Annotated in this window: 20 protein-coding genes; 17 read left to right on the forward strand and 3 right to left on the reverse strand. The window is 71.6% G+C overall.

Annotated features, from left to right (window positions below; translation table 11 throughout):
• Positions 1-64: 64 nt before the first annotated feature.
• The 6 genes from AC3AOF_RS10755 (at position 65) to AC3AOF_RS10780 (ending at position 7,307) form a co-directional block, all read left to right on the forward strand.
• Positions 65-826 carry a hypothetical protein gene (locus tag AC3AOF_RS10755; protein ID WP_336886959.1) on the forward strand — a complete coding sequence of 254 codons (762 nt, stop codon included), beginning with the start codon at positions 65-67 and terminating at the stop codon, positions 824-826.
• A 136-nt stretch (positions 827-962) separates the two neighbouring features.
• Positions 963-2,291, forward strand: coding sequence for an MFS transporter (locus AC3AOF_RS10760; RefSeq protein ID WP_488348513.1), 1,329 nt, complete (start codon positions 963-965; stop codon positions 2,289-2,291).
• Positions 2,292-2,299: 8 nt separating this feature from the next.
• Positions 2,300-3,391, forward strand: coding sequence for a metallophosphoesterase family protein (locus tag AC3AOF_RS10765; protein WP_488348514.1), 1,092 nt, complete (start codon positions 2,300-2,302; stop codon positions 3,389-3,391).
• Positions 3,392-3,662: 271 nt separating this feature from the next.
• The gene (locus AC3AOF_RS10770) at positions 3,663-4,934 is read left to right on the forward strand and encodes an arsenic transporter (RefSeq protein WP_488348515.1); all 1,272 of its coding nucleotides are present in this window, start codon (positions 3,663-3,665) and stop codon (positions 4,932-4,934) included.
• Positions 4,935-4,980: 46 nt separating this feature from the next.
• Positions 4,981-5,907, forward strand: coding sequence for a DMT family transporter (locus AC3AOF_RS10775; RefSeq protein WP_488348516.1), 927 nt, complete (start codon positions 4,981-4,983; stop codon positions 5,905-5,907).
• 14 nt (positions 5,908-5,921) lie between these two features.
• Positions 5,922-7,307, forward strand: a complete 1,386-nt coding sequence (locus AC3AOF_RS10780) for a TAXI family TRAP transporter solute-binding subunit (RefSeq protein WP_488348517.1) — start codon at positions 5,922-5,924, stop codon at positions 7,305-7,307.
• A gap of 124 nt (positions 7,308-7,431) precedes the next feature.
• Here the strand turns inward: AC3AOF_RS10780 and glcF are convergent, their stop codons facing one another.
• Together glcF and mbfA are read right to left on the reverse strand one after the other, a co-directional pair.
• The gene (glcF, locus tag AC3AOF_RS10785) at positions 7,432-8,775 is read right to left on the reverse strand and encodes a glycolate oxidase subunit GlcF (protein ID WP_488348518.1); all 1,344 of its coding nucleotides are present in this window, start codon (positions 8,773-8,775) and stop codon (positions 7,432-7,434) included.
• Between the two features lie 131 nt (positions 8,776-8,906).
• Positions 8,907-9,875 carry an iron exporter MbfA gene (gene mbfA / locus AC3AOF_RS10790; protein WP_488348519.1) on the reverse strand — a complete coding sequence of 323 codons (969 nt, stop codon included), beginning with the start codon at positions 9,873-9,875 and terminating at the stop codon, positions 8,907-8,909.
• A 193-nt stretch (positions 9,876-10,068) separates the two neighbouring features.
• Between mbfA and AC3AOF_RS10795 the strand changes: the two genes are divergently transcribed.
• The 4 genes from AC3AOF_RS10795 to lpxK all read left to right on the forward strand — a co-directional run bounded on the left by AC3AOF_RS10795 (position 10,069) and on the right by lpxK (position 13,657).
• Positions 10,069-10,293, forward strand: coding sequence for a hypothetical protein (locus AC3AOF_RS10795; protein WP_236992312.1), 225 nt, complete (start codon positions 10,069-10,071; stop codon positions 10,291-10,293).
• A 360-nt stretch (positions 10,294-10,653) separates the two neighbouring features.
• Positions 10,654-11,385: a lysophospholipid acyltransferase family protein gene (locus AC3AOF_RS10800; RefSeq protein WP_236992313.1), complete on the forward strand. Its 732-nt coding sequence runs from the start codon at positions 10,654-10,656 to the stop codon at positions 11,383-11,385.
• Positions 11,382-12,686, forward strand: a complete 1,305-nt coding sequence (locus AC3AOF_RS10805) for a 3-deoxy-D-manno-octulosonic acid transferase (protein WP_236992314.1) — start codon at positions 11,382-11,384, stop codon at positions 12,684-12,686. Before AC3AOF_RS10800 ends, AC3AOF_RS10805 begins: the two co-directional genes overlap by 4 nt.
• Entirely contained in the window at positions 12,686-13,657 is a 972-nt protein-coding gene (lpxK, locus tag AC3AOF_RS10810) for a tetraacyldisaccharide 4'-kinase (RefSeq protein ID WP_488348977.1), read from the forward strand. The genes AC3AOF_RS10805 and lpxK overlap by 1 nt, the downstream gene beginning before the upstream one ends.
• Here lpxK and AC3AOF_RS10815 read toward each other — a convergent pair.
• Entirely contained in the window at positions 13,643-13,864 is a 222-nt protein-coding gene (locus AC3AOF_RS10815) for a DUF2093 domain-containing protein (protein WP_236992315.1), read from the reverse strand. The two genes, lpxK and AC3AOF_RS10815, sit on opposite strands and share 15 nt — an antisense overlap.
• Positions 13,865-13,991: 127 nt before the next feature.
• On the opposite strand from AC3AOF_RS10815, the gene cdd reads away from it, so the two are divergent.
• The 7 genes from cdd (at position 13,992) to AC3AOF_RS10850 (ending at position 22,475) form a co-directional block, all read left to right on the forward strand.
• Positions 13,992-14,390, forward strand: coding sequence for a cytidine deaminase (gene cdd / locus AC3AOF_RS10820; protein WP_488348520.1), 399 nt, complete (start codon positions 13,992-13,994; stop codon positions 14,388-14,390).
• Positions 14,387-15,223 carry a purine-nucleoside phosphorylase gene (locus tag AC3AOF_RS10825; RefSeq protein WP_488348521.1) on the forward strand — a complete coding sequence of 279 codons (837 nt, stop codon included), beginning with the start codon at positions 14,387-14,389 and terminating at the stop codon, positions 15,221-15,223. Before cdd ends, AC3AOF_RS10825 begins: the two co-directional genes overlap by 4 nt.
• A 232-nt stretch (positions 15,224-15,455) precedes the next feature.
• Positions 15,456-16,769 (forward strand): thymidine phosphorylase, encoded by a 1,314-nt coding sequence (deoA, locus tag AC3AOF_RS10830; RefSeq protein ID WP_236992318.1) that lies wholly within the window; start codon positions 15,456-15,458, stop codon positions 16,767-16,769.
• Positions 16,770-17,070: 301 nt separating this feature from the next.
• Positions 17,071-17,700: an SGNH/GDSL hydrolase family protein gene (locus AC3AOF_RS10835; protein ID WP_488348522.1), complete on the forward strand. Its 630-nt coding sequence runs from the start codon at positions 17,071-17,073 to the stop codon at positions 17,698-17,700.
• A gap of 86 nt (positions 17,701-17,786) precedes the next feature.
• Complete coding sequence (locus AC3AOF_RS10840; protein ID WP_236992320.1) at positions 17,787-20,132, forward strand: Orn/Lys/Arg family decarboxylase; 2,346 nt, start codon at positions 17,787-17,789, stop codon at positions 20,130-20,132.
• Complete coding sequence (locus tag AC3AOF_RS10845) at positions 20,132-20,737, forward strand: GNAT family N-acetyltransferase (protein WP_488348523.1); 606 nt, start codon at positions 20,132-20,134, stop codon at positions 20,735-20,737. The genes AC3AOF_RS10840 and AC3AOF_RS10845 overlap by 1 nt, the downstream gene beginning before the upstream one ends.
• A gap of 145 nt (positions 20,738-20,882) precedes the next feature.
• Positions 20,883-22,475 (forward strand): acyl-CoA synthetase, encoded by a 1,593-nt coding sequence (locus AC3AOF_RS10850; RefSeq protein WP_488348978.1) that lies wholly within the window; start codon positions 20,883-20,885, stop codon positions 22,473-22,475.

The following is a 22,475-nucleotide window of genomic DNA, read 5'->3' on the forward strand; positions in this document are numbered from 1 at the left end:
CTGGCACGGGAGTTGACAGGGGCTGTCCGAGCCGGCCGCCCGCCGGTGCAGACGAGCGACACCCATGACGACAGGCAATCCCCGCCTCCGGGCGGCGGGCCTCGCGGCCATGCTGCTGGCGGCCGGCCCGGCCGCGGCGCAGGACAATTCGGTCTGGGATCCCGGCACCCTGCCGGAGACCAAGGGAACGGTGAAGCAGTACACGCTCACCCCCCGCGGCGACGTCGACGGCCTGATCCTCACCGACGGCACCGAGGTGAAGCTGCCGCCGCGGCTCTCCGGCGCCGTGGTGTTCACGGTGAAGCCGGGCGACGCGGTCTCGGTGCGCGGCATGCGCGCCCGGGCCCTGCCCCTCGTCGACGGGGCCTCGATCCGCAACGAGGCGACCGGCGCCACCCTCACCACCCTCGGGCCGCCGGAGCCCGCCGCCGACGAGACGGTGCTGAGCGGGCGCATCGCCGCCCTGCTGCACGGCCGCCGGGGCGAGGTGAACGGAGCCCTCCTCGACGACGGCACCACCCTGCGGCTGCCCCCGCACGAGGCCGCGCGCCTGAGCGCGACCCTGCGGGCCGGCCAGAGCGTCAGCCTCCGCGGCAGCGTGGCGAAGAGCCCGCTCGGCACGGTGGTGGAGGTGCGGGCGCTCGGGACCGGCCCGGACACCCTGGTCGAGGTCGGCGGGCCGCCGCCCCGTCCGCGTGGTCCGCGGGCCGAGGCCGGTCCTCCGGGCGGCCCCGACGCACCTCCGCCGCCGCCGCCCGGCCCCGGTGCGGCTCCCCCGCCGCCCCCACCCGGCGCGGCCCCGCCGCCGCCGCCCCGTCGGTTCTAAGCCGCGATCGACCAAGATGGCCTGCGCGGCGGGAACGCGCCGCGCAGGTGATTAATCCCGATGGCATCGCAACTTTTCGCGATCCCGCCGGTTCTCGGCTCCGGATCGGTCGGTCCTTCCTCAAGGAGACATCACGGTGAGCACGGCAACCTCCGTTCCTGCCTCTGCGTCCACGTCATCCGACCGACAGCCGTCGACCCGCGCCCTCCGCGGGCTCGACGCGCTCAACTTCACCCTGGCGGACGTGCGCGACGGCCTCGGACCCTATCTGGCGATCTACCTCATCGCCGTGCGCGGGCCGGACCAGGGCTGGAACGAGGCGACCACCGGCATGGTGATGACCATCGCCGGCATCGCCGGACTGATCGCCCAGACGCCGGCCGGCGCCCTCATCGATCGCTCGCGCCACAAGCGCATGATCGTGATCGCCGCGGCGCTCGCCGTGACCCTGAGCTGCCTGGCCCTGCCCTTCATCTCGAACTTCTACGCGGTCGCCGCCACCCAGTCGCTCGCCGGCATCGCCGGGGCGATCTTCCCGCCGGCGCTCGCCGCCATCACCCTCGGGGTGGTGGGCCCGAAGCTGTTTTCCAAGCGCATCGGCCGCAACGAGGGCTTCAACCATGCCGGCAACGCCGTCTCGGCGGCGCTGGCGGGGGGCTTGGCCTACCTGTTCGGGCCGATCGTGGTGTTCTGGCTGATGGGCGTGCTCGCCGCGCTCTCGATCGGCGCGATGCTGATGGTGCCCGATGACGCCATCGACAACGACCTCGCCCGCGGCCTCGACTGCGCCGAGGACAAGGCGTGCGAGGAGCAGCCCTCCGGCCTCACCGTGCTGCTCCAGAACAAGTACCTGATGCTGTTCGCGCTGCTCGCCGCGATCTTCCACCTGTCCAACGCCGCGATGCTGACCTCGGTCGGCCAGCTCCTCACCCACCTGTCGGGCAAGGACAACGCCACCTCGCTCATCGCGATCTGCATCGTGGCGGCGCAGTGCGTGATGGTGCCGGTGGCGATGTTCGTCGGCCACAAGGCCGATGCGATCGGCCGCAAGCCCATCTTCCTCGCCGCCTTCGGCGTGCTGGCCCTGCGCGGCGTGCTCTACACCTTCTCGAACAACCCGTTCTACCTCGTGGCGGTGCAGCTCCTCGACGGCATCGGCGCCGGCGTCTACGGCGCGCTGTTCCCGATCGTGGTGGCGGATCTCACCCGCGGCACCGGCCGGTTCAACGTCAGCCAGGGCGCGGTCGCGACGGCGCAGGGGCTCGGCGCCTCGCTGAGCGCAACCCTCGCCGGCCTCATCATCGTCTCGGCCGGCTACTCGGCGGCCTTCCTGACGCTGGCCGGCATCGCCGGCCTGGGTTTCGCCCTCTACCTGATGGTGATGCCCGAGACCCGCGGCTTCGAGCCGGCGCAGGCCGACACGCCCTCCGACCCGTCCGGTCGGCCCGTCCTCGCGGGAGTTTGAGGCCAGCCGTGACCCTTCCCCTCGCCTTCGCGCATATCGGCGACCTGCACCTGACCATTGGTGAGGCCGACAACGCCCGCGACTTCGCGGCGATCGTCGCCCAGTTGAACGAGACCGACGGGCTCGACTTCGTCTTCGTGCCCGGGGACAACGCCGATAACGGCACCCCAGAGCAATACGCCCTGGTGCGGGCCGGCCTGGATCGTCTCCGCCTGCCGGTCCACGTCATCACCGGCGACCACGACATGGAGGGCGGCAGCCTCGACGCCTTCTATGCCGGATTGAACGCGCGGCGCCTGCCCCACGCCGTCGATGTCCGGGGCGTGCGCTGCCTGTTCCTCGACATGTGCGGGCCGGGCTCGGGCGGGCCGGATTTCCGCCTCGGGCCCGATCAGGTCGACTGGCTGGCGGCGGAACTCGAGGCCGCGAGAGGACGGGACTGCGCCCTGTTCATGCACAGCTACCCCGCCGACCTGAAGGGCGAGGGCGAGGCCGCCCGCGTCGCCGACCTCGTCCATCGCGGACCGGTGCGCCTCGTCGAGATGGGCCACACCCACTACAACGAACTCGCCAATGACGGCCGCACGGTCTACGCGGCGACCCGCTCCACCGGCCAGATCGAGGAGGGCCCAGTCGGCTACGCGGTCGCGGCCATCGACGGCGGGGTGGTGAGCTGGCGCTTCAAGGAACTGGCCCGGCCCTGGCCCTTCGTGCTGATCACCGCGCCGGCGGACCGGCGCCTCACCCATGATGCCGGCCAGGCGATCGACGGAAGATTCACCTTGCGCGCCCTGGTGCTCGGGCCGGCGGAGCGGGTCGAGTTCCGCATCGATGACGGGTCCTGGCAGGCGATGGCGCGGGAGGACGGCGCGCGCTGCCACGCGGCGGAAGTGGCTTGGCCGGCGGGGGCGAAGGCGATCGCCGTGCGGGCGACGGGCGCCGGGGCCGAGGATACCGACGCGATCGAGCCGGCGACGGATCCCGACGGGCTGCCGACCTCCCGCGGCATCGGCAGCGACGCCGATGCGCTCGGGGCCTGGGAGGCGCGGGGGTTGCTGGGGACGCAGCTCGGCCCGAACAGGAACGGGCGGCAATGGTGAAAGAAGGCCTCACCGGACCGGCCGATCTCAGACCGAACTCTCATCCTCCGCGTCATTCCGGGGCCGCACAGCGGAGCCCGGAATCCAGAACCGCAGATGTAAAAGAATAAGTCGGCACGCGATCCGCTCTGTTCTCGACCCTCCGCGGTTCTGGATTCCGGGCTCCGCTGTCGCGGCCCCGGAATGACGCGGAGGGTTAAAAGCCCACCGACTTGATCGACCAGCTTTGCAATACCTCCATCCCGACCGTGACGACAGGACTTCTCTCCCCATGGCCGCGCTGACGCTCAGCCCCAACCTCGCGACCTGGGCGATCGCCGCCCTCGCCACCCTCGGCGTGATCGTGCGCCCGTTCTCCTGGCCGGAGGCGATCTGGGCGGTGACCGGCGCCCTCGCCCTGGTGCTGCTCGGCCTGCTCCCGGCCGGGACCGCCTGGGAGGGCGTGCTCAAGGGCACCGACGTCTACCTGTTCCTCGTCGGCATGATGCTGATGTCGGAAGTGGCCCGGAAGGAGGGCCTGTTCGACTGGCTCGCCGGCATCGCCGTGCGCACCGCCAAGGGCTCGGCGACGCGGCTCTTCACCCTGGTCTACCTCGTCGGCACGGTGGTCACGGTCTTCCTGTCGAACGATGCCTGCGCGGTGGTGCTGACGCCCGCGGTCTACGCCGCGACCCGCGCGGCGAAGGTCGAGAACCCCCTGCCGTACCTGTTCATCTGCGCCTTCATCGCCAACGCCGCCTCGTTCGTGCTGCCGATCTCGAACCCGGCGAACCTCGTGGTGTTCGCGGAAGCCATGCCGCCGCTGACCCGCTGGCTCGCCCTGTTCGGCCTGCCCTCGCTCCTGGCGATCGGGACGACCTACCTCGTCCTGCGGCTGACCCAGAACGGGACCCTCAAGCAGCAATCGGTCGCCACCGACGTCGAGGCGAAGGCGCTGTCCCGCACGGGCATCGTCGCGGGGCTGGGCATCGTGGCGACGGGCGCGGTGCTGATCGGCGCCTCGGCGCTCGGGCGCGACCTCGGCCTGCCGACCTTCGTCGCGGGGCTCGCCACCACCCTCATCGTGCTGGCGCTCCGCAAGGGGAGCGGCGCGGTCGAGGTCGTCAAGGACGTGTCCTGGAGCGTGCTGCCGCTGGTCGCCGGCCTGTTCGTGCTGGTCGAGGCGCTGGAGAAGACCGGCGTTCTGGCGATGATCGCCGACGCCCTGAAGCGGGCCGCCACCGCCGCGCCGGGCGAGACCGCCTGGGGCGCCGGCGCGCTGATCGCCGTCGCCTGCAACCTCGTCAACAACCTGCCGGCCGGCCTGATCGCGGGCGCCGCGGTGCAGACCGCCCATGTCCCCGAGAAGGTCGCGGGCGCGGTGCTGATCGGCGTCGATCTCGGGCCGAACCTGTCGGTCACCGGCTCGCTCGCCACCATCCTGTGGCTCACCGCCATCCGCCGCGAGGGCCAGGACGTGAGCTTCTGGAGCTTCCTCAAGCTCGGCGCCCTGGTGATGCCGCCGGCCCTCGGGCTGGCGCTGGCCGGCCTCCTCCTCGTCTGACCCCGTCTCGTCCGACCTCTCGGCCCCGCACAGGAAGGCTCTCCCCTTGTCGATCGCCGCGCTCCTCTATCCCTTCATCCTGGTGGCCGGCGCGTTGCAGGCGCTCGGCAACGCGATGAACGCGCAGCTGCGCGGGCACATGGTCAATCCGTGGCTCGCCGCCACGGTGTCGTTCCTCCCGATCGTGTTCGTCTTCACCACCCTGTTCCTGGTGATGCCGACGCCGCTGCCGAGCCTCGAGACCCTGGAGAAGATGCCCTGGTACGCCCCCCTCGGGGGGCTGGCCGGCGCGGTGGCGGTGTTCGGCGGCCTCGCCTTCATCGACAAGGTCGGGGCCGGGCCGTTCAACGGCCTGACCTTGACCGCCAACATCATCACCTCGCTCGCCCTCGATGCCTTCGGGCTGTTCGGGCTCCAGGCCGCCGGCTTCAAGCCGCTGCCCTGGCTCGGCGGCCTCATGATGGCGGCCGGCGTGGTGTTCATCGCCAAGACCGCGGGCAAGAAGGACGAGGGCGAGAGCCACGGCATGAGCGGCAAGCTGCTCTACCCGTTCATCCTGGTGGCCGGCGCCCTGATGGCGATCGGCGTGGTCTGGAACTCGCAGCTGCGCGGGGCGCTGGTGAACCCGTGGCTCGCCGCCACGGTGTCGTTCGTGCCGGTGGTCTTCGCCTTCGCGCTGATGTTCCTGCTGAGACCCACGCCTCTGCCGACCCGCAAGGATCTGGCGGGCGTGCGCTGGTGGATGCCGCTCGCCGGCATCACCGGGGCGGTCGCGGTGTTCGCCGGTCTCCTCTTCGTCGACAAGGTCGGGGCCGGGGCGCTGAACGGGCTCCTCATCACCGCCAACCTCCTGACCTCGGTGGCGCTCGACCATTTCGGCTGGCTCGGCATGCGCCAGGTCAAGGCCGGGCCGCCGCGGCTTCTCGGCGCCGCCCTGATGGTCGGCGGGATCGTGCTGATCTCGGTGTTCTGACCGGAACCGCGCCGATGCCCACCCTCCCGGACTGGGTCCTGCGGCGCGAGACCGTCGCGGCCCTGATCGTGGCGGCGCTCGCCGCGGGCATCGGGGTCGCGCTCTACCTCAGCCAGGCGACCACGCTCACCATCGCGGTCGCCCCGCGGGACGGGACCGAGCCGGCCCTGATCAAGGCCTATGCCGACGCTCTCGCTGCGGACCGTGCCAATATCCGGCTCAAGGTCCTGTCCTTCGACGACGTCCGCGAGAGCGCGGCGGCGCTTCAGGACGGCCGGGCCGACCTCGCGGTGGTGCGGCCCGACGTGCTCCTGCCGAAGAACGGCCTGACGCTCGCCATCCTGCGCGACCAGGCGATGCTGATCGTCTCGCCGGATGCCTCCGGCATCACGGGCTTCCCGAAGCTCGCGGGGAAACGCCTCGGCATCGCGGCCCACAAGAGCGCCGATTTCTGGCTGCTCAAGAACATCCTCGCCTATTACAACCTGCTGCTCGAGACCGAGACCGTCCCGGCGACCGTGCCTGTCCCGGGGAACGCGGTCCGCCTCGTCGCCATCGACGGGACGGAGGCGGCGGCGGCGATCCGCGACAAGCGCATCGATGCCTATGTCAGCATCATCGCGGCCTCCGCCCCGAAGGCGCGGGCGATGATCGAGGCGGTGCGGGGCATAAGCCGCAACGGCAAGCTCGACTTCGTCGACGTGCCGGACAGCGACGCGGTGATCGAGCGCTTTCCCCGCCTCCAGGCGGTCACCGTGCCGGCCGGCCTGTTCGGCGGCCGGCCCAAGCTGCCGGAGGAAGACGTGAAGACCGTCGGCGCCTCCTACCGGCTGATGGCCCGCGCCTCGATGAGCCGCGCCGTCGCGGCGGACGTGACCCAGCACCTGTTCGAGAGGCGCACCGCCGCCGCCGAGGAGACCGACGCGGCGGAATACGTCCAGGCGCCGTCCTACGAGACCACGGTGGCGGCGACGAGCGCCCGCATCCCGATCCATCCCGGCGCGATCGACTATTTCGAGCGCGAGCAGCACGGCTTCGTCGAGCGCTACGGCGACACGCTCTACCTGCTCGCGGCTTTGGGCGGCGGCCTCGCCTCGGCGGTCGCCTGGCTGCGCCAGCGCCTCGCGAGCCTGCGGCGCGAGCGGATCGACGAGGTGACCGACCGGCTCCTCGACATCACCGACCAAGCCCGCTCCCTGCGCGACCCGGACGCGATCGCCCGCCTCGCGGTCGAGATCGACAAGCTCGCCATCGAGGTCGTTCGCGACATCCGCCGGCGGGATCTGGATGCCCGGACGCTCGCCGCGGTGTCGATCGCCATCGAGACGGCGCGGGCGACAGTGGCGGATTGCCGGGGCGTGGCGGAGGAGAAGGAGGATGCGACGCCGTCAGCATCCTGAGTGCGGATGACCGCCGCAGGGCTGTTTGCGTCAGCGTTCGGCAAGATGATGAGGCGCGGGCCTCCCCTCTCCCCGCTCGCGGGGAGGCCCGCGCCTCATCCTGTTTCGGACAGTCCCCGTCGCCCTACTCCGCCGCCGCCAAGGCCGGCCGCTTGTCCGCCAGCCCGTCGAGTGCCGCCGGGCGCGGTCCCCCCGTCGCCCAGTCGAGGAGTTCGACCGTGTGGACGATCGGAATCTCCGTGCCTTTCCCGATCTGGGTGGCGCAGCCGATATTGCCGGTGGCGATCACGTCGGGCCGGACCCGCTCGATATTGGCGACCTTGCGGGTGCGCAGGTGCGCGGCCAGCTCCGGTTGCAGGATGTTGTAGGTGCCGGCCGAGCCGCAGCAGATATGGCCCTCCGGCACGTCCTTCACGGTGAAGCCGGCCCGCGCCAGCAGCGCCTTCGGCTCGGTGCGCAATCCTTGCCCGTGCTGCATCGAGCAGGCGGAATGGTAGGCGACGACGAGGTCGGTCTCGACCACCGGCTCCGACAGGCCGAGGCTCGTCACGTATTCGGTGACGTCGCGGGCGATCCCCGCCACCCGGGCGGCCTTCGCCGCATAGGCCGGGTCGTCGCGGAACATGAAGCCGTAATCCTTGATCGTGGTCCCGCAGCCCGAGGCCGTGACCACGATGGCATCCAGCCCCTCGCCGTCCATCTCGGCGATCCAGGCGTCGATCGTGCGCTTGGCGAGCGCGTGCGACGAGTCCTCGTGGCCCATATGGTGGGTGAGCGCGCCGCAGCAGCCCTCTCCCTTCGCCTGCACCACCTCCACGCCGTGGCGGTTCAGGAGCCGGATCGCCGCCTCGTTAAAATCCGGGCGCAGCACGCTCTGGGCGCAGCCGCGCAGGAGCGCCACCCGGCCCCGGCGCGGGCCGGCGGCCGGGAAGCGGCCGGGCCTGTCGTGGGCCGAGCGGGTCGGCAGCGCATCGGGGGCGAGGTCGAGCATCGCGGCGAGCCGGTTGCCGACCTTCGGCACCTTCGCGGCGATTCCCCGGAACGGCCGGCCGAGCGTGGCGCCGAGCAGAGCCAGGCGGAAACGGTTCGGGTAGGGCAGCACCCGGGCCAGTACCGCCCGGAGGAACCGGTCCTCCGCCGGGCGGGAATAGGTTCTTTCGATATGCGCGCGGGCATGGTCGACGAGGTGCATGTAATGCACGCCCGACGGGCAGGTGGTCATGCAGGACAGGCAGGACAGGCAGCGATCGACGTGCTTGACCACCTCGGGGCTCGCCGGTTTGCCCCCTTCCAGCATGTCCTTGATCAGGTAGATGCGCCCGCGCGGCGAATCGAGCTCGTCGCCGAGCAGCAGGTAGGTCGGGCAGGTGGCGGTGCAGAAGCCGCAATGCACGCAGGTGCGCAGGATCTTCTCCGAGGCCGCCATGGCCGGGTCGGCGAGCTGCGCGGGGGTGAAGCTGGTCTGCACGGCGGTTCCTCGGGACGATTTTTTGGAGGGCGTTTCTGCGGTGCCTCCGCATCCCGTTTCTAGACCATTTTCAAGGTGGCGGGAGCGGCTTTCGGGGCCGCCCCCCGCGCACGGTGCCGCACGAGGACCCGTCAGGCGCTCCCGATCGCGACGCCGGCGAGCAGCACCAGCACGCCGCCGAGCACCACCTGGAGGGCGGCGCGCCAGAACGGCGTCTCCATGTAGCGGGTGCGGATGGCCGAGATGGCGCAGAGTTCCACGATCACCACCAGGGCCGCCAGCACCGTCGCGATGGCAAACGCATTCGCCCAGGAATCCGGTACCAGGTAGGGCAGCGTATGGCCCAGGCCCCCCACCGTCGTCATCACCCCGCAGACGAGGCCGCGCAGCCAGGGCGAGCCGCGCCCGGTGATGCTGCCGTCATCCGACAGGGCCTCGGTGAAGCCCATGCTGATCCCGGCGCCGATCGAGGCGGCGAGGCCGACCAGAAAGGTCTGCCAGTTGTTGTGGGTGGCGAAGGCGGCGGCAAAGAGCGGCGCGAGCGTCGAGACCGAGCCGTCGATCAACCCGGCGAGGCCCGGCTGCACGTAGCGCAGCACGAACAGACGGTGGGCGGCCCGGGCCTCCTCGGCGGCGGCGTCGCCGCTCTCCTGCTCGGCCGACAGCGCCTCGGCCCGGCGGCCGTGGCCGCGCTCGATCTCGGCGAGCCGAACGAAGAGCTGGCGTACCCCGAGGTCGCGGGTGAGCGTGGCCGCCTGCTCGTAGAAGCCGGCGGCCTGCGCCTCCATCGCCTCCGCCTCCCGGCGCATCCGCCCGGCATCGAGACCCTGCCACCAGAAGGCGCGGCGGCGGGGAAAGCCGTGCACGTCCTCCCGCCGCAGCGGCGGCAGGTGCTCGCCGAAGCGCTGGCGATAGGCCGCATAGAGGTCGTCGCGATGGCCCCTCTCCTCGTCGGCCATCGCCTCGAACAGGCCGGCGGAACCCGGCAGGTCGGCCCGCAGGCTCTCGGCGAAGCTGCGGTAGATGCGCGAATCCTCCTCCTCGCTGGCGATGGCCAGCGCCAGCACCTCGCGCTCGGTGAGATCGGTCAGGGCCTTCATGCGTACGCTCCTGTTTGGAATGGCTCCAATCTATAGATTGGAGCCATTCCAAACAAGTCGGTTTGCAACCAGGATGAGGCGCCCGCCACATCGCGCGGGAGGCGGTCGGCAACCCTTGACCATCGCCCCAGCCGTCTGCACCTTGCGGAGGTGACCGCGGGTAGCCCCAAGCCCGGATCGAGGGACATTCCCGATGGCCGACGCCTCTCTCGACATTGCCGAGCAGGTCGCACGGGTCATCCGCTCGAACGAAGAAACGCAGAAGTTCATTGCCGAGCAGCGCAAGCTGATGGCCGAGGCGGCGAAGCTGGAACGTGACCGGGTGCTTGCTCCCTGGCAGATCGTTGCCGCTACCGCCGCGGCAACAGCAGCGCTCATCGGCGGTACCGTTGCGGTGGCTAAGCTCTTCCTTCCTTGAGATGCACCGAATTCGGGAGAACATCGCCCGCTCCACTGGCGTCGACATGGAAAGACACGACCCTGTACCGTACCGTCGGCGGTCGGTTCGTGATCCATGTGCATCGCGGCTCCCTCGCCTGAATGGCGATCGACTCGGCACATAGCGATCGGATTGAAGGCGACGCCACCCCACCATGCTGGGATCAACGCCCAACCCGTCGCAGGTGCGGTGCCGCACCCAACGTCAGGCCCCGCCCTGCGGCCGCCGGTTGCCTCGCCGCCCCGAACGGAGCATGACGGCGCCCGGATTCGCGCGCGGGCCCGGCCCGCGCCCGAGTCGCCGCGTCCTCCCGAAGCGTCCCCCTTCAGAAGTGCCCGCATGAGCGTCGTCACCCGCATCGCCCGCAGCCGGGCGGCCCAGGAGAGCCTCGGCTTCCTCGGCGCGAGCTACCTGAAGCTGGTGCGGCGCACGAACCGCTTCAGCCTCGATCCGCCCGACGCCTACGAGTGGCTGACGCCGCTGCGGCCCTTCATCGCCGCCATGTGGCACGGCCAGCACCTCATGGTGCCGTTCGTCCGCCGGCCGCAAGACCGGGTCGCCACCATGGTGTCGCGCTCCGTCGATGGCGGTGTGAACACCGCGGTGCTCGAGCGCTTCGGGGTCAGGGTCATGCGCGGCTCGGGCGCGCGACGCGCCAGCGACGTTTGGGCGAAGGGCGGGGTCCAGGCCCTGCGCGGCTGCCTCAAGGCGCTGGAAGACGGTGAATCGGTCGCCTTCAGCGCCGACGTGCCGAAGGTGTCGCGGCGCTGCGGCGAGGGCATCGTGATGCTGGCGCGGCTCTCCGGCCGCCCCGTCGTGCCGACCGCCGTGGTGACGAGCCGCTACCTGCAGTTCGACAGTTGGGACCGGGCGAGCCTCGGCCTGCCCTTCGGCCGCGGCGTGATGGCCTTCGGCGAGCCGATCGCGATCGCCCGCGACCTCGACGCGGACGGCGTCGAGGCGGCGCGCCTGCGCATCGAGACCGACCTCAACGCCGTCCATGCCCGCGCCTTCGCGCAGGTCGGCCGGGTCGACCCGGTGCATACCCGAAAAGGGGCGCCGGCCCGATGAGGCGCGAGGACGTGCCGGCGCTGCTGCGCGCCTACCATTACGGGTTGATCGCCGGGGAGCCGGCGCTCGCGGGCCTGCTCGCCTGGCGCCGCCGGCGCGGCAAGGAGGACCCGGTGCGCCTGCCCGAGCGCACCGGGCGGCCCGGCAAGCCGCGGCCCGCCGGCCCGCTGGTCTGGGCCCACGGCGCCAGCATCGGCGAGGCGTTGTCGCTCATCGGCCTCGTCGAGCGCCTGACCCGGCGCGGCTTCACGGTGCTGGTCACCTCCGGCACCCGGACTTCGGCGGCCCTGCTGGCGCGGCGGCTGCCCCGCGGCGCCCTCCACCAGTTCGCCCCCCTCGACGCGCCGCGCTACCTCGCCCGCTTCCTCGACCATTGGCGGCCGGACCTGGCGCTCGTCGCCGAATCTGAACTCTGGCCCAACACCATCCTGGCCCTGCACGAGCGCGAGGTGCCGCTGATCCTGGTCAACGGGCGGATGTCCGAGCGCTCGGCCCGCGGGTGGTCGCGCACCCCGGGCATCGCCCGGGCGCTCCTGTCGCGCATCGCGCTCTGCCTCGCGCAGACGCAAGACGAAGCCGAGCGCTTCGCGCGGCTCGGCGCCCCCCGGGTCGAGCTCGGCGGCAACCTGAAATTCGATGCCGCCGCGCCGCCCGCCGATCCCGAACTGCTGCGCCAGCTCGCCGGGGTGATGGCCGGGCGGCCGGTCTGGCTTGCCGCCTCGACCCATCCGGGCGAGGAGGCCGCCGCCACCGCGGCCCACCGGGCGCTCAAGCGCCGCTATCCCGACCTCCTCACCATCGTGGTGCCGCGCCATCCCGAGCGCGGCCCGGCCATCGCCGCCGACGCGGTGGCGGCGGGCCTCAAGGTCGGGCGCCGCGCGACCGGCGGGCAGCCGCACGACAAGGTCGATCTCTACGTCGCCGACACGGTGGGCGAGCTCGGCCTGTTCTATCGGCTCTGCCCGCTGGTCTTCGTCGGCGGATCCCTCGCCCGCCACGGCGGCCAGAACCCGATCGAGCCGGCCCGGCTCGGCGCCGCGGTCCTGTATGGGCCGCATGTGCGCAACTTCGCCCAGGTCTACGGCGCGCTCGACCGGGCCGGCGGCGCCCGGATCGTGCGCGACGGGCAGGAGCTGACGGCGGCCATCGGCCAGCTCCTCGCCGACGCGAACGCCCGCCGGGCCATGGCCCGGGCGGGGGCTGCCGCGATCGAGGCGGCCGGGGGCGCCACCGACCGGGCGATGGCGGCGATCGAGCCCTTCATCTGCCAGTTGAAGATCGCCGGCCGGTTCGCCTCGTGATCCGGGCGCCGGGCTTCTGGTGGCGGGAGGAGCCGGCGCCGGCGGCCCGGCTGCTCGCGCCGGTCGGCGCCGTCTACGGCGCGCTCGCCGCCCGCCGGATGGCGCGGGTGGGTGAGGCGGCGCCCTGCCCGGTGGTCTGCATCGGCAACTTCACCCTCGGCGGCGCCGGCAAGACGCCGACGGCGCTCGCGGTGGCGGCCTGCTTACGCGATCTCGGCCGGCATCCGGTCTTCCTGAGCCGGGGCTATGGCGGGCGCCTGCCAGGCCCGGTGCGGGTCGATCCCGCACGGCACGAAGCGGCCGAGATCGGCGACGAACCGTTGCTGCTCGCCCGCGCCGCCCCGGCGATCGTCGCCCGCGACCGGGTCGCGGGGGCGCGGGCCTGTGCGGCGGCCGGCGCCGACACGATCGTGATGGATGACGGGTTGCAGAACCCGAGCCTCGCCAAGGACCTGGCGATCGCGGTGTTCGACGGCGCCGTCGGCCTCGGTAACGGGCGGGTGTTTCCGGCGGGCCCGCTGCGGGCGCCGGCCGCGATGCAGTGGGGCCACGTCCACGCCGCCCTGGTGATCGGCGAGGGCGAACCCGGCGCGCGGGTGCGGGCCGCGGCGCGGGAGCGCGGCCTGCCGGCCCTGCGCGGCCGGCTCGTCGCGGACCCCGCCGCGGCCGAGGCTCTGCGCGGGCGCCGGGTCCTGGCCTTCGCGGGCATCGGCCGGCCCGAAAAGTTCTTCGCGACCCTGCGGGAGATCGGGGCCGACCTGCGCGAGACCCGCGCCTTCCCGGACCACCACGCCTTCACCGCAGCGGAGGCCGAGGCCCTGGCGGCGGAGGCCGCGGCGAAGAACCTCCTGCTGGTCACCACCGAGAAGGACCGGATGCGCTGGCCGGCCGCGCGGCCGGTGACGACGCTGCCGGTGGTCCTGGCCTTGGACGAACCCGAGGCCTTCCGCGACCTGCTACGCGGTCTTTGAGGTCTGGCGCAGGCGCACCATCACGGCGTCGGGATCGGCATAGGCCTCCTGGCGCTCGACGCTCCAGTAGCGCAGGGCATCGAGGGGGATCTCGACCCCGGTCACCGCGCAGCGCACGAACCGGCCGGGCTTCACCACCCGCAGGTTGCTGTCGCCATACTCCACGACGGCCTCGCCGGACCCGCCGCGCTCGAACCGTCCGAGCATCGAAACTTCCTTTCCGCGTCAGAGAATGCGGGTGTAGGGCGCGCCGTGCGGCTTGTCGACGGGCTCGACGGAGGGCGCTCGGGCAGCCATGATCCGGCCCCGACGTCATGCGGCCACCGGGACGAGGATGGAACCGACCGACACCCTTTTCTCCGCAGCCCGCGCGGCCCAGGCCCGCGCCCACGCGCCCTATTCGCGCTTCCGCGTCGGTGCGGCGATCCGCGACGAGGCCGGCGCGGTCCATGCCGGCTGCAACGTCGAGAACGCCGCCTATCCGGTCGGCACCTGCGCCGAGGCCGGCGCCATCGCGGCGATGATCGCGGGCGGCGGCCGGCGCATCGCGGCGATCCTGGTGCTGGGCGACGGCGAGGCGCTGGTCACCCCCTGCGGCGCCTGCCGCCAGCGCATCCGCGAATTCGCCGCCCCCGACACGCCGGTCCACGTCGCCGGGCCGCAAGGCGTGAGGCGAACCTTCACCCTCGACGAGTTGCTGCCCGCCTCGTTCGGGCCGGACAACCTCGCGTGAGCGCCCCGCCCGACGATCCCCGGGTCACTGACGCCGCCGCCTTCCTGCGGGCGCGCGGGTTCGACGGTCCCTTCGCGCTCGCCCTCGTCACCGGCACCGGGCTCGGGCCCCTGGCGGACAGGGTCGAGGACCCGGTCGCGATTCCCTACGGCGAGATCCCGCATTTCCCGGCCTCCGGCGTCTCGGGCCATGCCGGGCGGCTGGTGGCGGGGTGCCTCGGCGGGCGGCGCGTGCTGCTGTTCCAGGGCCGTGCCCACCCCTACGAGCACGGCGATGCCGCGGTCATGCGGGTGCCGGTCGGCCTGGTGGCGGCGCTCGGTGCCCCGCCGCTCCTCCTCACCAACGCCGCCGGCTCGCTCCTTGCGCAAGCCGGTCCCGGCCGCCTCGCGCTGATCACCGACCATATCAACCTGTCGGGCATGAACCCGCTCACCGGCGAGCCCTCCGACGCGCGCTTCGTGCCGATGGTCGACGCCTACGATCTCGCGCTTCGGGCGGCGCTGACGAAAGCGGCGGCGGCGAGCGGGATGCCCCTGCACCAGGGGGTCTACGCCTGGTTCTCGGGTCCCAGCTTCGAGACTCCGGCGGAAATACGCATGGCCAAAACCCTCGGCGCCGACCTCGTCGGCATGTCGACGGTGCCGGAGGTGATCCTCGCTCGGTTCTACGGCCTGCGGGTCGCGGCACTCTCGCTCGTCACGAACTACGCCGCGGGTTTCGAAGCCGGCGCCCCGCATCACGCCGAGACCAAGCGGGTGGCGGCGCAAGCCGCGGAGGATGTCGGGCGGCTGGTGACGGCGCTGCTCTCCGGCGACTTCCAGATGTCGGCCTGACGTCGATGAGAAATCCCTTCCCGCCCACGACCTCATCCTGAGGTGTCAGTCCATCGGAGATGGACTGACCTCGAAGGAGGGCTCCAGGAACCGCCGAGACTTCTGGAGCCCTCCTTCGAGGCTCCCTTACGGTCGCACCTCAGGATGAGGTGAGAGGGTGGGACAGAAAGATGCCCACACCACTGTCTCCGCCGACCGGACACGCTCTGCTCTCTCTCCCCGGGACCGCCTCATGACGCTGCTGCCGCAGGAACTGATCCGCCTCAAGCGCGACGGCCACGCACTGCCGCCGGACGCCATCGAGGCCTTCATCGCCGGCCTGACCGCGAATCGCGTCACCGAGGGGCAGGCGGCGGCCTTCGCCATGGCGGTGTTCTTCCGCGGCCTGTCGCTGCCGGAGCGGGTGGCGCTGACCCGGGCGATGATGCGCTCGGGCACGGTGCTGACCTGGGACCTGCCCGGTCCGGTGGTCGACAAGCATTCGACCGGCGGCGTCGGCGACACGGTGAGCCTCCCCCTCGCCCCGATGGTGGCTTCCTGCGGCGGCTTCGTGCCGATGATCGCGGGCCGCGGCCTCGGCCATACCGGCGGCACCCTCGACAAGCTCGACAGCATCCCGGGCTACGTCTCGCAGCCGGAGGTGGACCTGTTCCGGCGCGTCACCCGCGAGGTCGGCTGCGCGGTGATCGGCCAGACCCCGGACCTCGCCCCCGCCGACCGGCGGCTATACGCCATCCGCGACGTCACCGGCACGGTCGAATCCCTCGACCTGATCACCGCCTCGATCCTGGCCAAGAAGCTCGCCGCCGGTCTCCAGGGACTCGTGATGGACGTCAAGGCGGGGTCCGGCGCATTCATGGCGAGCACCGAGGCGGCGCGGGAGCTCGCCGAGAGCCTGGTCACGGTGGCGAACGGCGCCGGCCTGCCGACCCGCGCCCTCCTCACCGACATGGACCAGCCGCTCGCCTCCGTCGCCGGCAATGCCGCCGAGGTGGCTTATGCCATCGACTATCTGACGGGCCGCCGGCGCGAGCCGCGCTTCCACGCCGTGACCCTGGCGCTCGGCGCCGAGATGCTGGTCCTCGGGGGCCTGAGCCCCGACACGGCCGAGGCGACGGCGCGCCTGGAGGAGGCCCTGGCGTCGGGCCGCGCCGCCGAGACCTTTTCGCGGATGGTGGCGGCGCTCGGCGGCCCTGCCGACCTCGTGGCGCACCCGGAGCGCCACCTGCCGGCCGCCCCCGTGATCCGCCCGGTCGTGCCGCCCCAGGGAGGCCGGGTCGCCGCCATCGCCACCCGGGCGATCGGCGTCGCGGTGATCGGGCTGGGCGGCGGCCGCACCCGCCCGGAGGACCGGATCGACCACGCGGTGGGCGTCACCGATCTCGCCCCGGTCGGTGCCGAGGTCGGGCCGGACCGGCCGCTGGCGATGGTGCAGGCCCGCAGCGAGGCGGAGGCCGAGCGGGCCGCGGCCGACATCGTGGCGGCGTACCGGATCGGCCCGGAGGCGGTGGCGGAGCGAGATGTCGTCTTGGAGCGGATCGGGTGATGGGGCACTCAGGCGCACGAGTCGTGGGGCGGTGCGGGCAAAGGAGGAGCGCGGGAATTTCTCCTCTCCCCGCGGGCGGGGAGAGGGCCGTGTTCCTGTCCAGGGAACACGGCAAGCGAAGGCGCAGCCGAAGCGGGGGTGAGGGGGTGGTTCCGGAGGAGTCTCATCCGGAACCACCCCCTCACCCCCGCCCTTCGGGCTCGCTGCATCCCCTGAACGGGGACGCAGCCCTCTCCCCGCCCGCGGGGAGAGGAGGACGCCCGCGCGTCTCGGTTTCCCCGGCCAGCCCTGAACACATCGGGTGAGCGACGCCCGCCCCCCTGCCCCGCCGGCCAAGGCCTCCGGCCTGCGCCGCCACCGCGCCCTGATGGCGCGCCTCGCCGCCGGTCCGGCGCCGGAGGCGGTGATCCTCGGCGACTCGCTCGCCGCCGGCTGGCCCGGGCGGGAGCTCGATTGGGCCACCGGCCACCCCACGCTCAATCTCGGCCTGCCCGGCGACCGGGTGCAGACGACACGCTGGCGCCTCGCCGCCATGGCCGCCTTCGCCATCCGGCCCCGCCGCGCGATCGTGATGGTGGGCACCAACAGCTTCGCGGAGGGCGACCCGCCCGCAACCATCGTCGCCGGACTCGACTCCCTGGTGGCGCTGCTGCGCGCCGCGTGGGCACCGCCGGTGATCGTGCTCGCCACCGTCCCGTGGCGCGAAACCCCGCCCGGGCGGAGCGAGGCCGGCCGGCGCGCCCTCAACGCCGCCATCGGCGACTGGGCCCGAATCGCTCCCCTGCCCCTCCTCGCCTGCGACGCGGCGCTTGGTCCCGATCCGGCCACTAGCCTGGAGGCCGACCGGCTCCATCTCAATCCCCGCGGATACGCCGCGCTCGGCGCCGCCCTCGCGTCCCTTGTGCGTCCTTGCCTGCCGCGTCCCGGCTAATTCGGTCGCCGGCCCCGCGACTGTCATCGGAACGTCACGAGCGCGGCCGACACGCACGCCATTCCCAAAGGACAGGACCAAGCCCGATGGATTTCCACCGCCGCTTCACCGTGCTGATGTGCACGCCGGCCTTCGATCCGGACGACCTGGAGGGCGTGCGCGTCAACCAGATCGTGGCGGCGGTCGAGCATCGCGGCTTCGAGGTGGTGCGGGCCCGGCGCGTCGAGGATGCGGCGATCGCGGTGCAGACCGATGCGGCGGTCGGCTGCCTGGTGGTGGATTGGGGCAAGCGCGGCCTCGACGGCAAGGCGGCGGCGCTCATCGACATGATGCGCAAGCGCGGCCTCGAGATGCCGATCGTCATCATGGTCCGGCGCAAGCGCCTGGAGGACATCCCCGTCGAGCTGCTCGACTTCATCGACGGCTACATCTTCCTCGCCGAGGAAACCCCCGAATTCATCGCCCGCGGCCTCGTCAGCCGGGTGACGCAATATGCCGAGACCCTGAAGACCCCGTTCTTCGGGGCGCTGGTCGATTACGCCGAGAAGGGCAACCAGCTCTGGACCTGCCCCGGCCACAACGGCGGCATCTTCTACAACCGCTCGCCGATCGGCCGCATCTTCGTCGAGCATCTGGGCGAGGCGATCTTTCGCGACGACCTCGACAACTCGGTCCTCGATCTCGGCGACCTCCTGACCCACGAGGGCCCGGCGCTCAAGGCGCAGAAGGAGGCGGCCCAGATCTTCGGGGCCGAAAAGACCTACTTCGTGCTCAACGGCACCTCGGCCTCGAACAAGATCGTGCTGTCCTCGCTGGTGGCCGAGGACGATCTGGTTCTGTTCGACCGCAACAACCACAAGGCGGCGCATCACGGCGCGCTGTTCCTCGGCGGCGGCATCCCGATCTTCCTGGAGACCGACCGCAACGCCTACGGGCTGATCGGCCCGATCTTCCACGAGGCGCTGGACGAGGACAAGATCCGCCGGAAGATCCGCGACAACCCGCTGGTCAAGGACAAGGAGGCCTGGCGGCGCGAGCGGCCGTTCCGCGTCGCGGTCATCGAGCAATGCACCTATGACGGCACGATCTACGACGCCCGCGAGATCGTCGCCAGGATCGGGCACCTCTGCGACTACATCCTGTTCGACGAGGCCTGGGCCGGCTTCATGAAGTTCCATCCGCTGTTCCAGGGCCGCTACGCCATGGGGCTGACGGGGCTGGACGAGACCTCGCCCGGCATCATCGCCACGCAATCGACCCACAAGCAGCTCGCGAGCTTCTCCCAGGCCTCGCAGATCCACACCAAGGACGGCCACATCCGCGGCCAGACGAGGCGGGTGGAGCATCGGCGGCTGAACGAAAGCTTCCTCGTCCACGCCTCGACCTCGCCGTTCTACCCCCTCTTCGCCTCCCTCGACGTCGGCGCCCAGATGATGAAGGGGCGATCCGGCATGATCCTGTGGGACGATACGATCCGGCTGGGCATCGAGTGGCGCAAGAAGGTGCGGGCGATCCGCAAGGAATTCGAGGAGAACGAGCGCGACCCCAAGCGCCGCTGGTTCTTCGATCCCTTCGTGCCCGACCTGGCGACGGGCGCGGGCGGCGCCGAGGTGCCGTGGGAGAGCCTGCCGACCGACGAGCTCGCCTCCGACGCGCGCCACTGGGAGCTGAAGCCCGGGGCCGGCTGGCACGGCTTCACCCATGTCGCGCCGGGCTATGCCATCACCGATCCGAACAAGCTGACGGTGCTGACCCCCGGCTTCGACCGTCGGACGGGTGAATATACCGAGCACGGCGTGCCGGCCCCGATCGTCGCCCAGTACCTGCGCGAGAACCGCATCGTCCCGGAGAAGAACGACCTCAACTCGCTGCTCTTCCTGCTGACACCGGGCGTCGAATCGTCGAAGGCCGGCACGCTGATCTCGGGGCTGGTGGCGTTCAAGCGCCTGCACGACGATAACGTGCTGCTCGAAGAGGCGATGCCGGAATTCGTCCGGCGCCGGCCGCAACGCTATGGCGGCGTGCGCCTGCGCGACCTCTGCGCCGATTACCACGCCTTCCATCGCCAGGCCGGCACCTCGGGGCTCCAGCGCAAGCAGTTCATGCCCGAGCACCTGCCCGAGATGGTGATGCCGCCGAAATCCGCGGCGCAGATGCTGACCCGCAACAACGTCGACTTCGTACCGATCGCCGAGGCCGAAGGACGTGTCGCCACCACCCTGATGCTGGTCTACCCGCCGGGCATCGGCACGGTGCTGCCGGGCGAGCGGCTGGACGAGCGGGCGAAACCCATGCTCGACTACTTCAAGATGTTCGAGGCCGCCGCCAACCTGTTCCCGGGCTTCGAGGCCGAGATCCAGGGCGTCTACCGCCAGGTCGAGCCGGATGGGCGCATCCGCTTCTATACCTACGTGCTGCGCGAGGGCCGCTGATGGACTCGGTGCCTTCGCAGCCCGGGATCGTGATCCGCCCGTCGACCGATGCCGACGTCGCGGCGATGATCGAGATCTACGAGCACCACATCCGCCATGGCGTCGGCGATACCGGCGACTTCGAGGAAGACCGGCTCCGGCCGGACGACCTCAAGCGCCGGCGCAAGAACATGCGGTCGAAGCGCCTGCCCCACCTCGTGGCCGAGCGCCACGGGATGGTGGCGGGCTACGCCTACGCGGTGCCGTTCCGCAAGCGGCCGGCCTACCGCTACACCCTCAAGCACTCGATCTACGTCCATGCCGGCCATCTCCATGCCGGCATCGGCCGGCGCCTGCTGCCGGCCCTGATCGAGGCCTGCGCGGCGGGCGGCTACCGCCAGATGATCGGCTACATCGACGCCGAGAACGAAGCGTCCTTGCGCCTGCACGAGGCTTGCGGCTTCACGCGTGTCGGTCATCTGCCGGCCGTGGCCTACCGCCACGGCCGCTGGGCGGACAGCGTGATGGTGCAATGCCCGCTCGGCACGGGGGCCGAGGACCAGCCTTCGACCTGGCGGCAGGAGGCGGTGGCGGAGAGTGCGCGGACCCCGCTGCCGGAGGCGTGAAAGCGAGGCGCAGGGCCGAGCCCTGCGCCTCCCGCGCTTCCGCTTCCCGCCCCGAGCGTCGTAAGCTCCTCCCCACGTGCAGGCCGAACGGCCGCCGCCAGGGAGGAACCGACGTGAGCACCCAGAGCCGGAGCGTTGCCCGATGATGACCCCGATGTCGCGCCGGGTGATGAATCTCGCCCATTCCCTCACCCAGGCCGCCGCGCGCCACGCGGATCGGCCGGCCATCATCTGGGGCGGGCGGAGCTGGAGCTGGGCTGAGTTCGACGCCCGGGTGTCGGCGCTGGCCGCTTCACTCAGGCAGCGCGGGATCGCCAAGGGCGACCGCCTGTTGGTCCATGCCCGCAACGGCAACGCCATTCTCGAAACGATGTATGCCGCGTTCCGGCTCGGCGCGGTGTTCGTGCCGACGAATTTCCGGTTGATGCCGAGCGATGTCGCCTACATGGCGCAGCAATCGGGCGCGGCCGCCTTCCTGTGCCACGCCGATTACCCCGACCACGTCGCCGCCGTGCGGGAGGCCCGACCGGACCTGGCCCGCATCGTCGTGATCAGCGAGGGCCCGGCCGAGGGCGAGGCCTACGAGACCCTGCTGGACGAGGGCGCGGGCCAGACGGTGGCCAATGTCGCGGTCGAGCACGACGACCCGTGCTGGTTCTTCTACACGTCCGGCACCACCGGCAAGCCGAAGGCCGCGGTGCTGACCCACGGCCAGATGGCCTTCGTGATCACCAACCACCTCTGCGACCTGATGCCGGGCACGAGCGCGGAGACGGATGCCTCCCTGGTGGTGGCGCCGCTCTCGCACGGGGCCGGGGTGCATGCGGTGACGCAGATCGCCCGCGCGGTGACCTCGGTGCTGCCGGGCTCCGACCGCTTCGACGCCGCGGAGGTCTGGGGCCTGGTGGCGCGCCACCGGGTCACCAACATGTTCACCGTGCCGACGATCCTGAAGATGATGGTCGAGCACCCGGCGGTCGAGTCCAACGACCATTCCTCGCTGCGATACATCATCTATGCCGGCGCGCCGATGTACCGCGAGGACCAGAAGCGGGCGTTGCGCACGCTCGGCAAGGTCATCGTGCAGTATTTCGGCCTCGGCGAGGTCACCGGCAACATCACGGTGCTGCCGCCGGCCCTGCACGAGGCCGAGGACGGCCCAGGCGTGAAGATCGGCACCTGCGGCTTCGAGCGCACCGGCATGCAGGTGCAGATCCAGGACCCGGAAGGACGCGAGGTCGCGCCGGGCGAGACCGGCGAGATCTGCGTCTGCGGCCCGGCGGTCTTCGCCGGCTACTGGGAGAATCCCAAGGCCAATGCCGAGGCGTTTCGCGACGGCTGGTTCCGCACCGGCGATCTCGGCACCCTCGACGCGGATCGCTTCCTCTACATCACGGGTCGCGCCTCCGACATGTACATCTCGGGCGGCTCGAACATCTATCCCCGCGAGATCGAGGAGAAGATCCTGGCCCATCCGGCGGTGGCCGAGACGGCGGTGCTCGGCGTGCCGGACCCGACCTGGGGCGAGATCGGCATCGCGGTCTGCGTGCCGCGGGAGGGCATGGCGCTCTCCGAGGACGACGTGATGGCGTTCCTGTTCGACAAGGTCGCGCGCTACAAGCTGCCCCGGCGGGTCATCCTGCGCGAGTCGCTGCCGAAATCCGGCTACGGCAAGATCACCAAGAAGATGGTGCGGGAAGAGCTGGAGGCGGCGGGCCTCATCGGCGAGAGGGCTTGA

It is taken from the genome of Methylobacterium sp. 142-1Y (assembly GCF_057747795.1).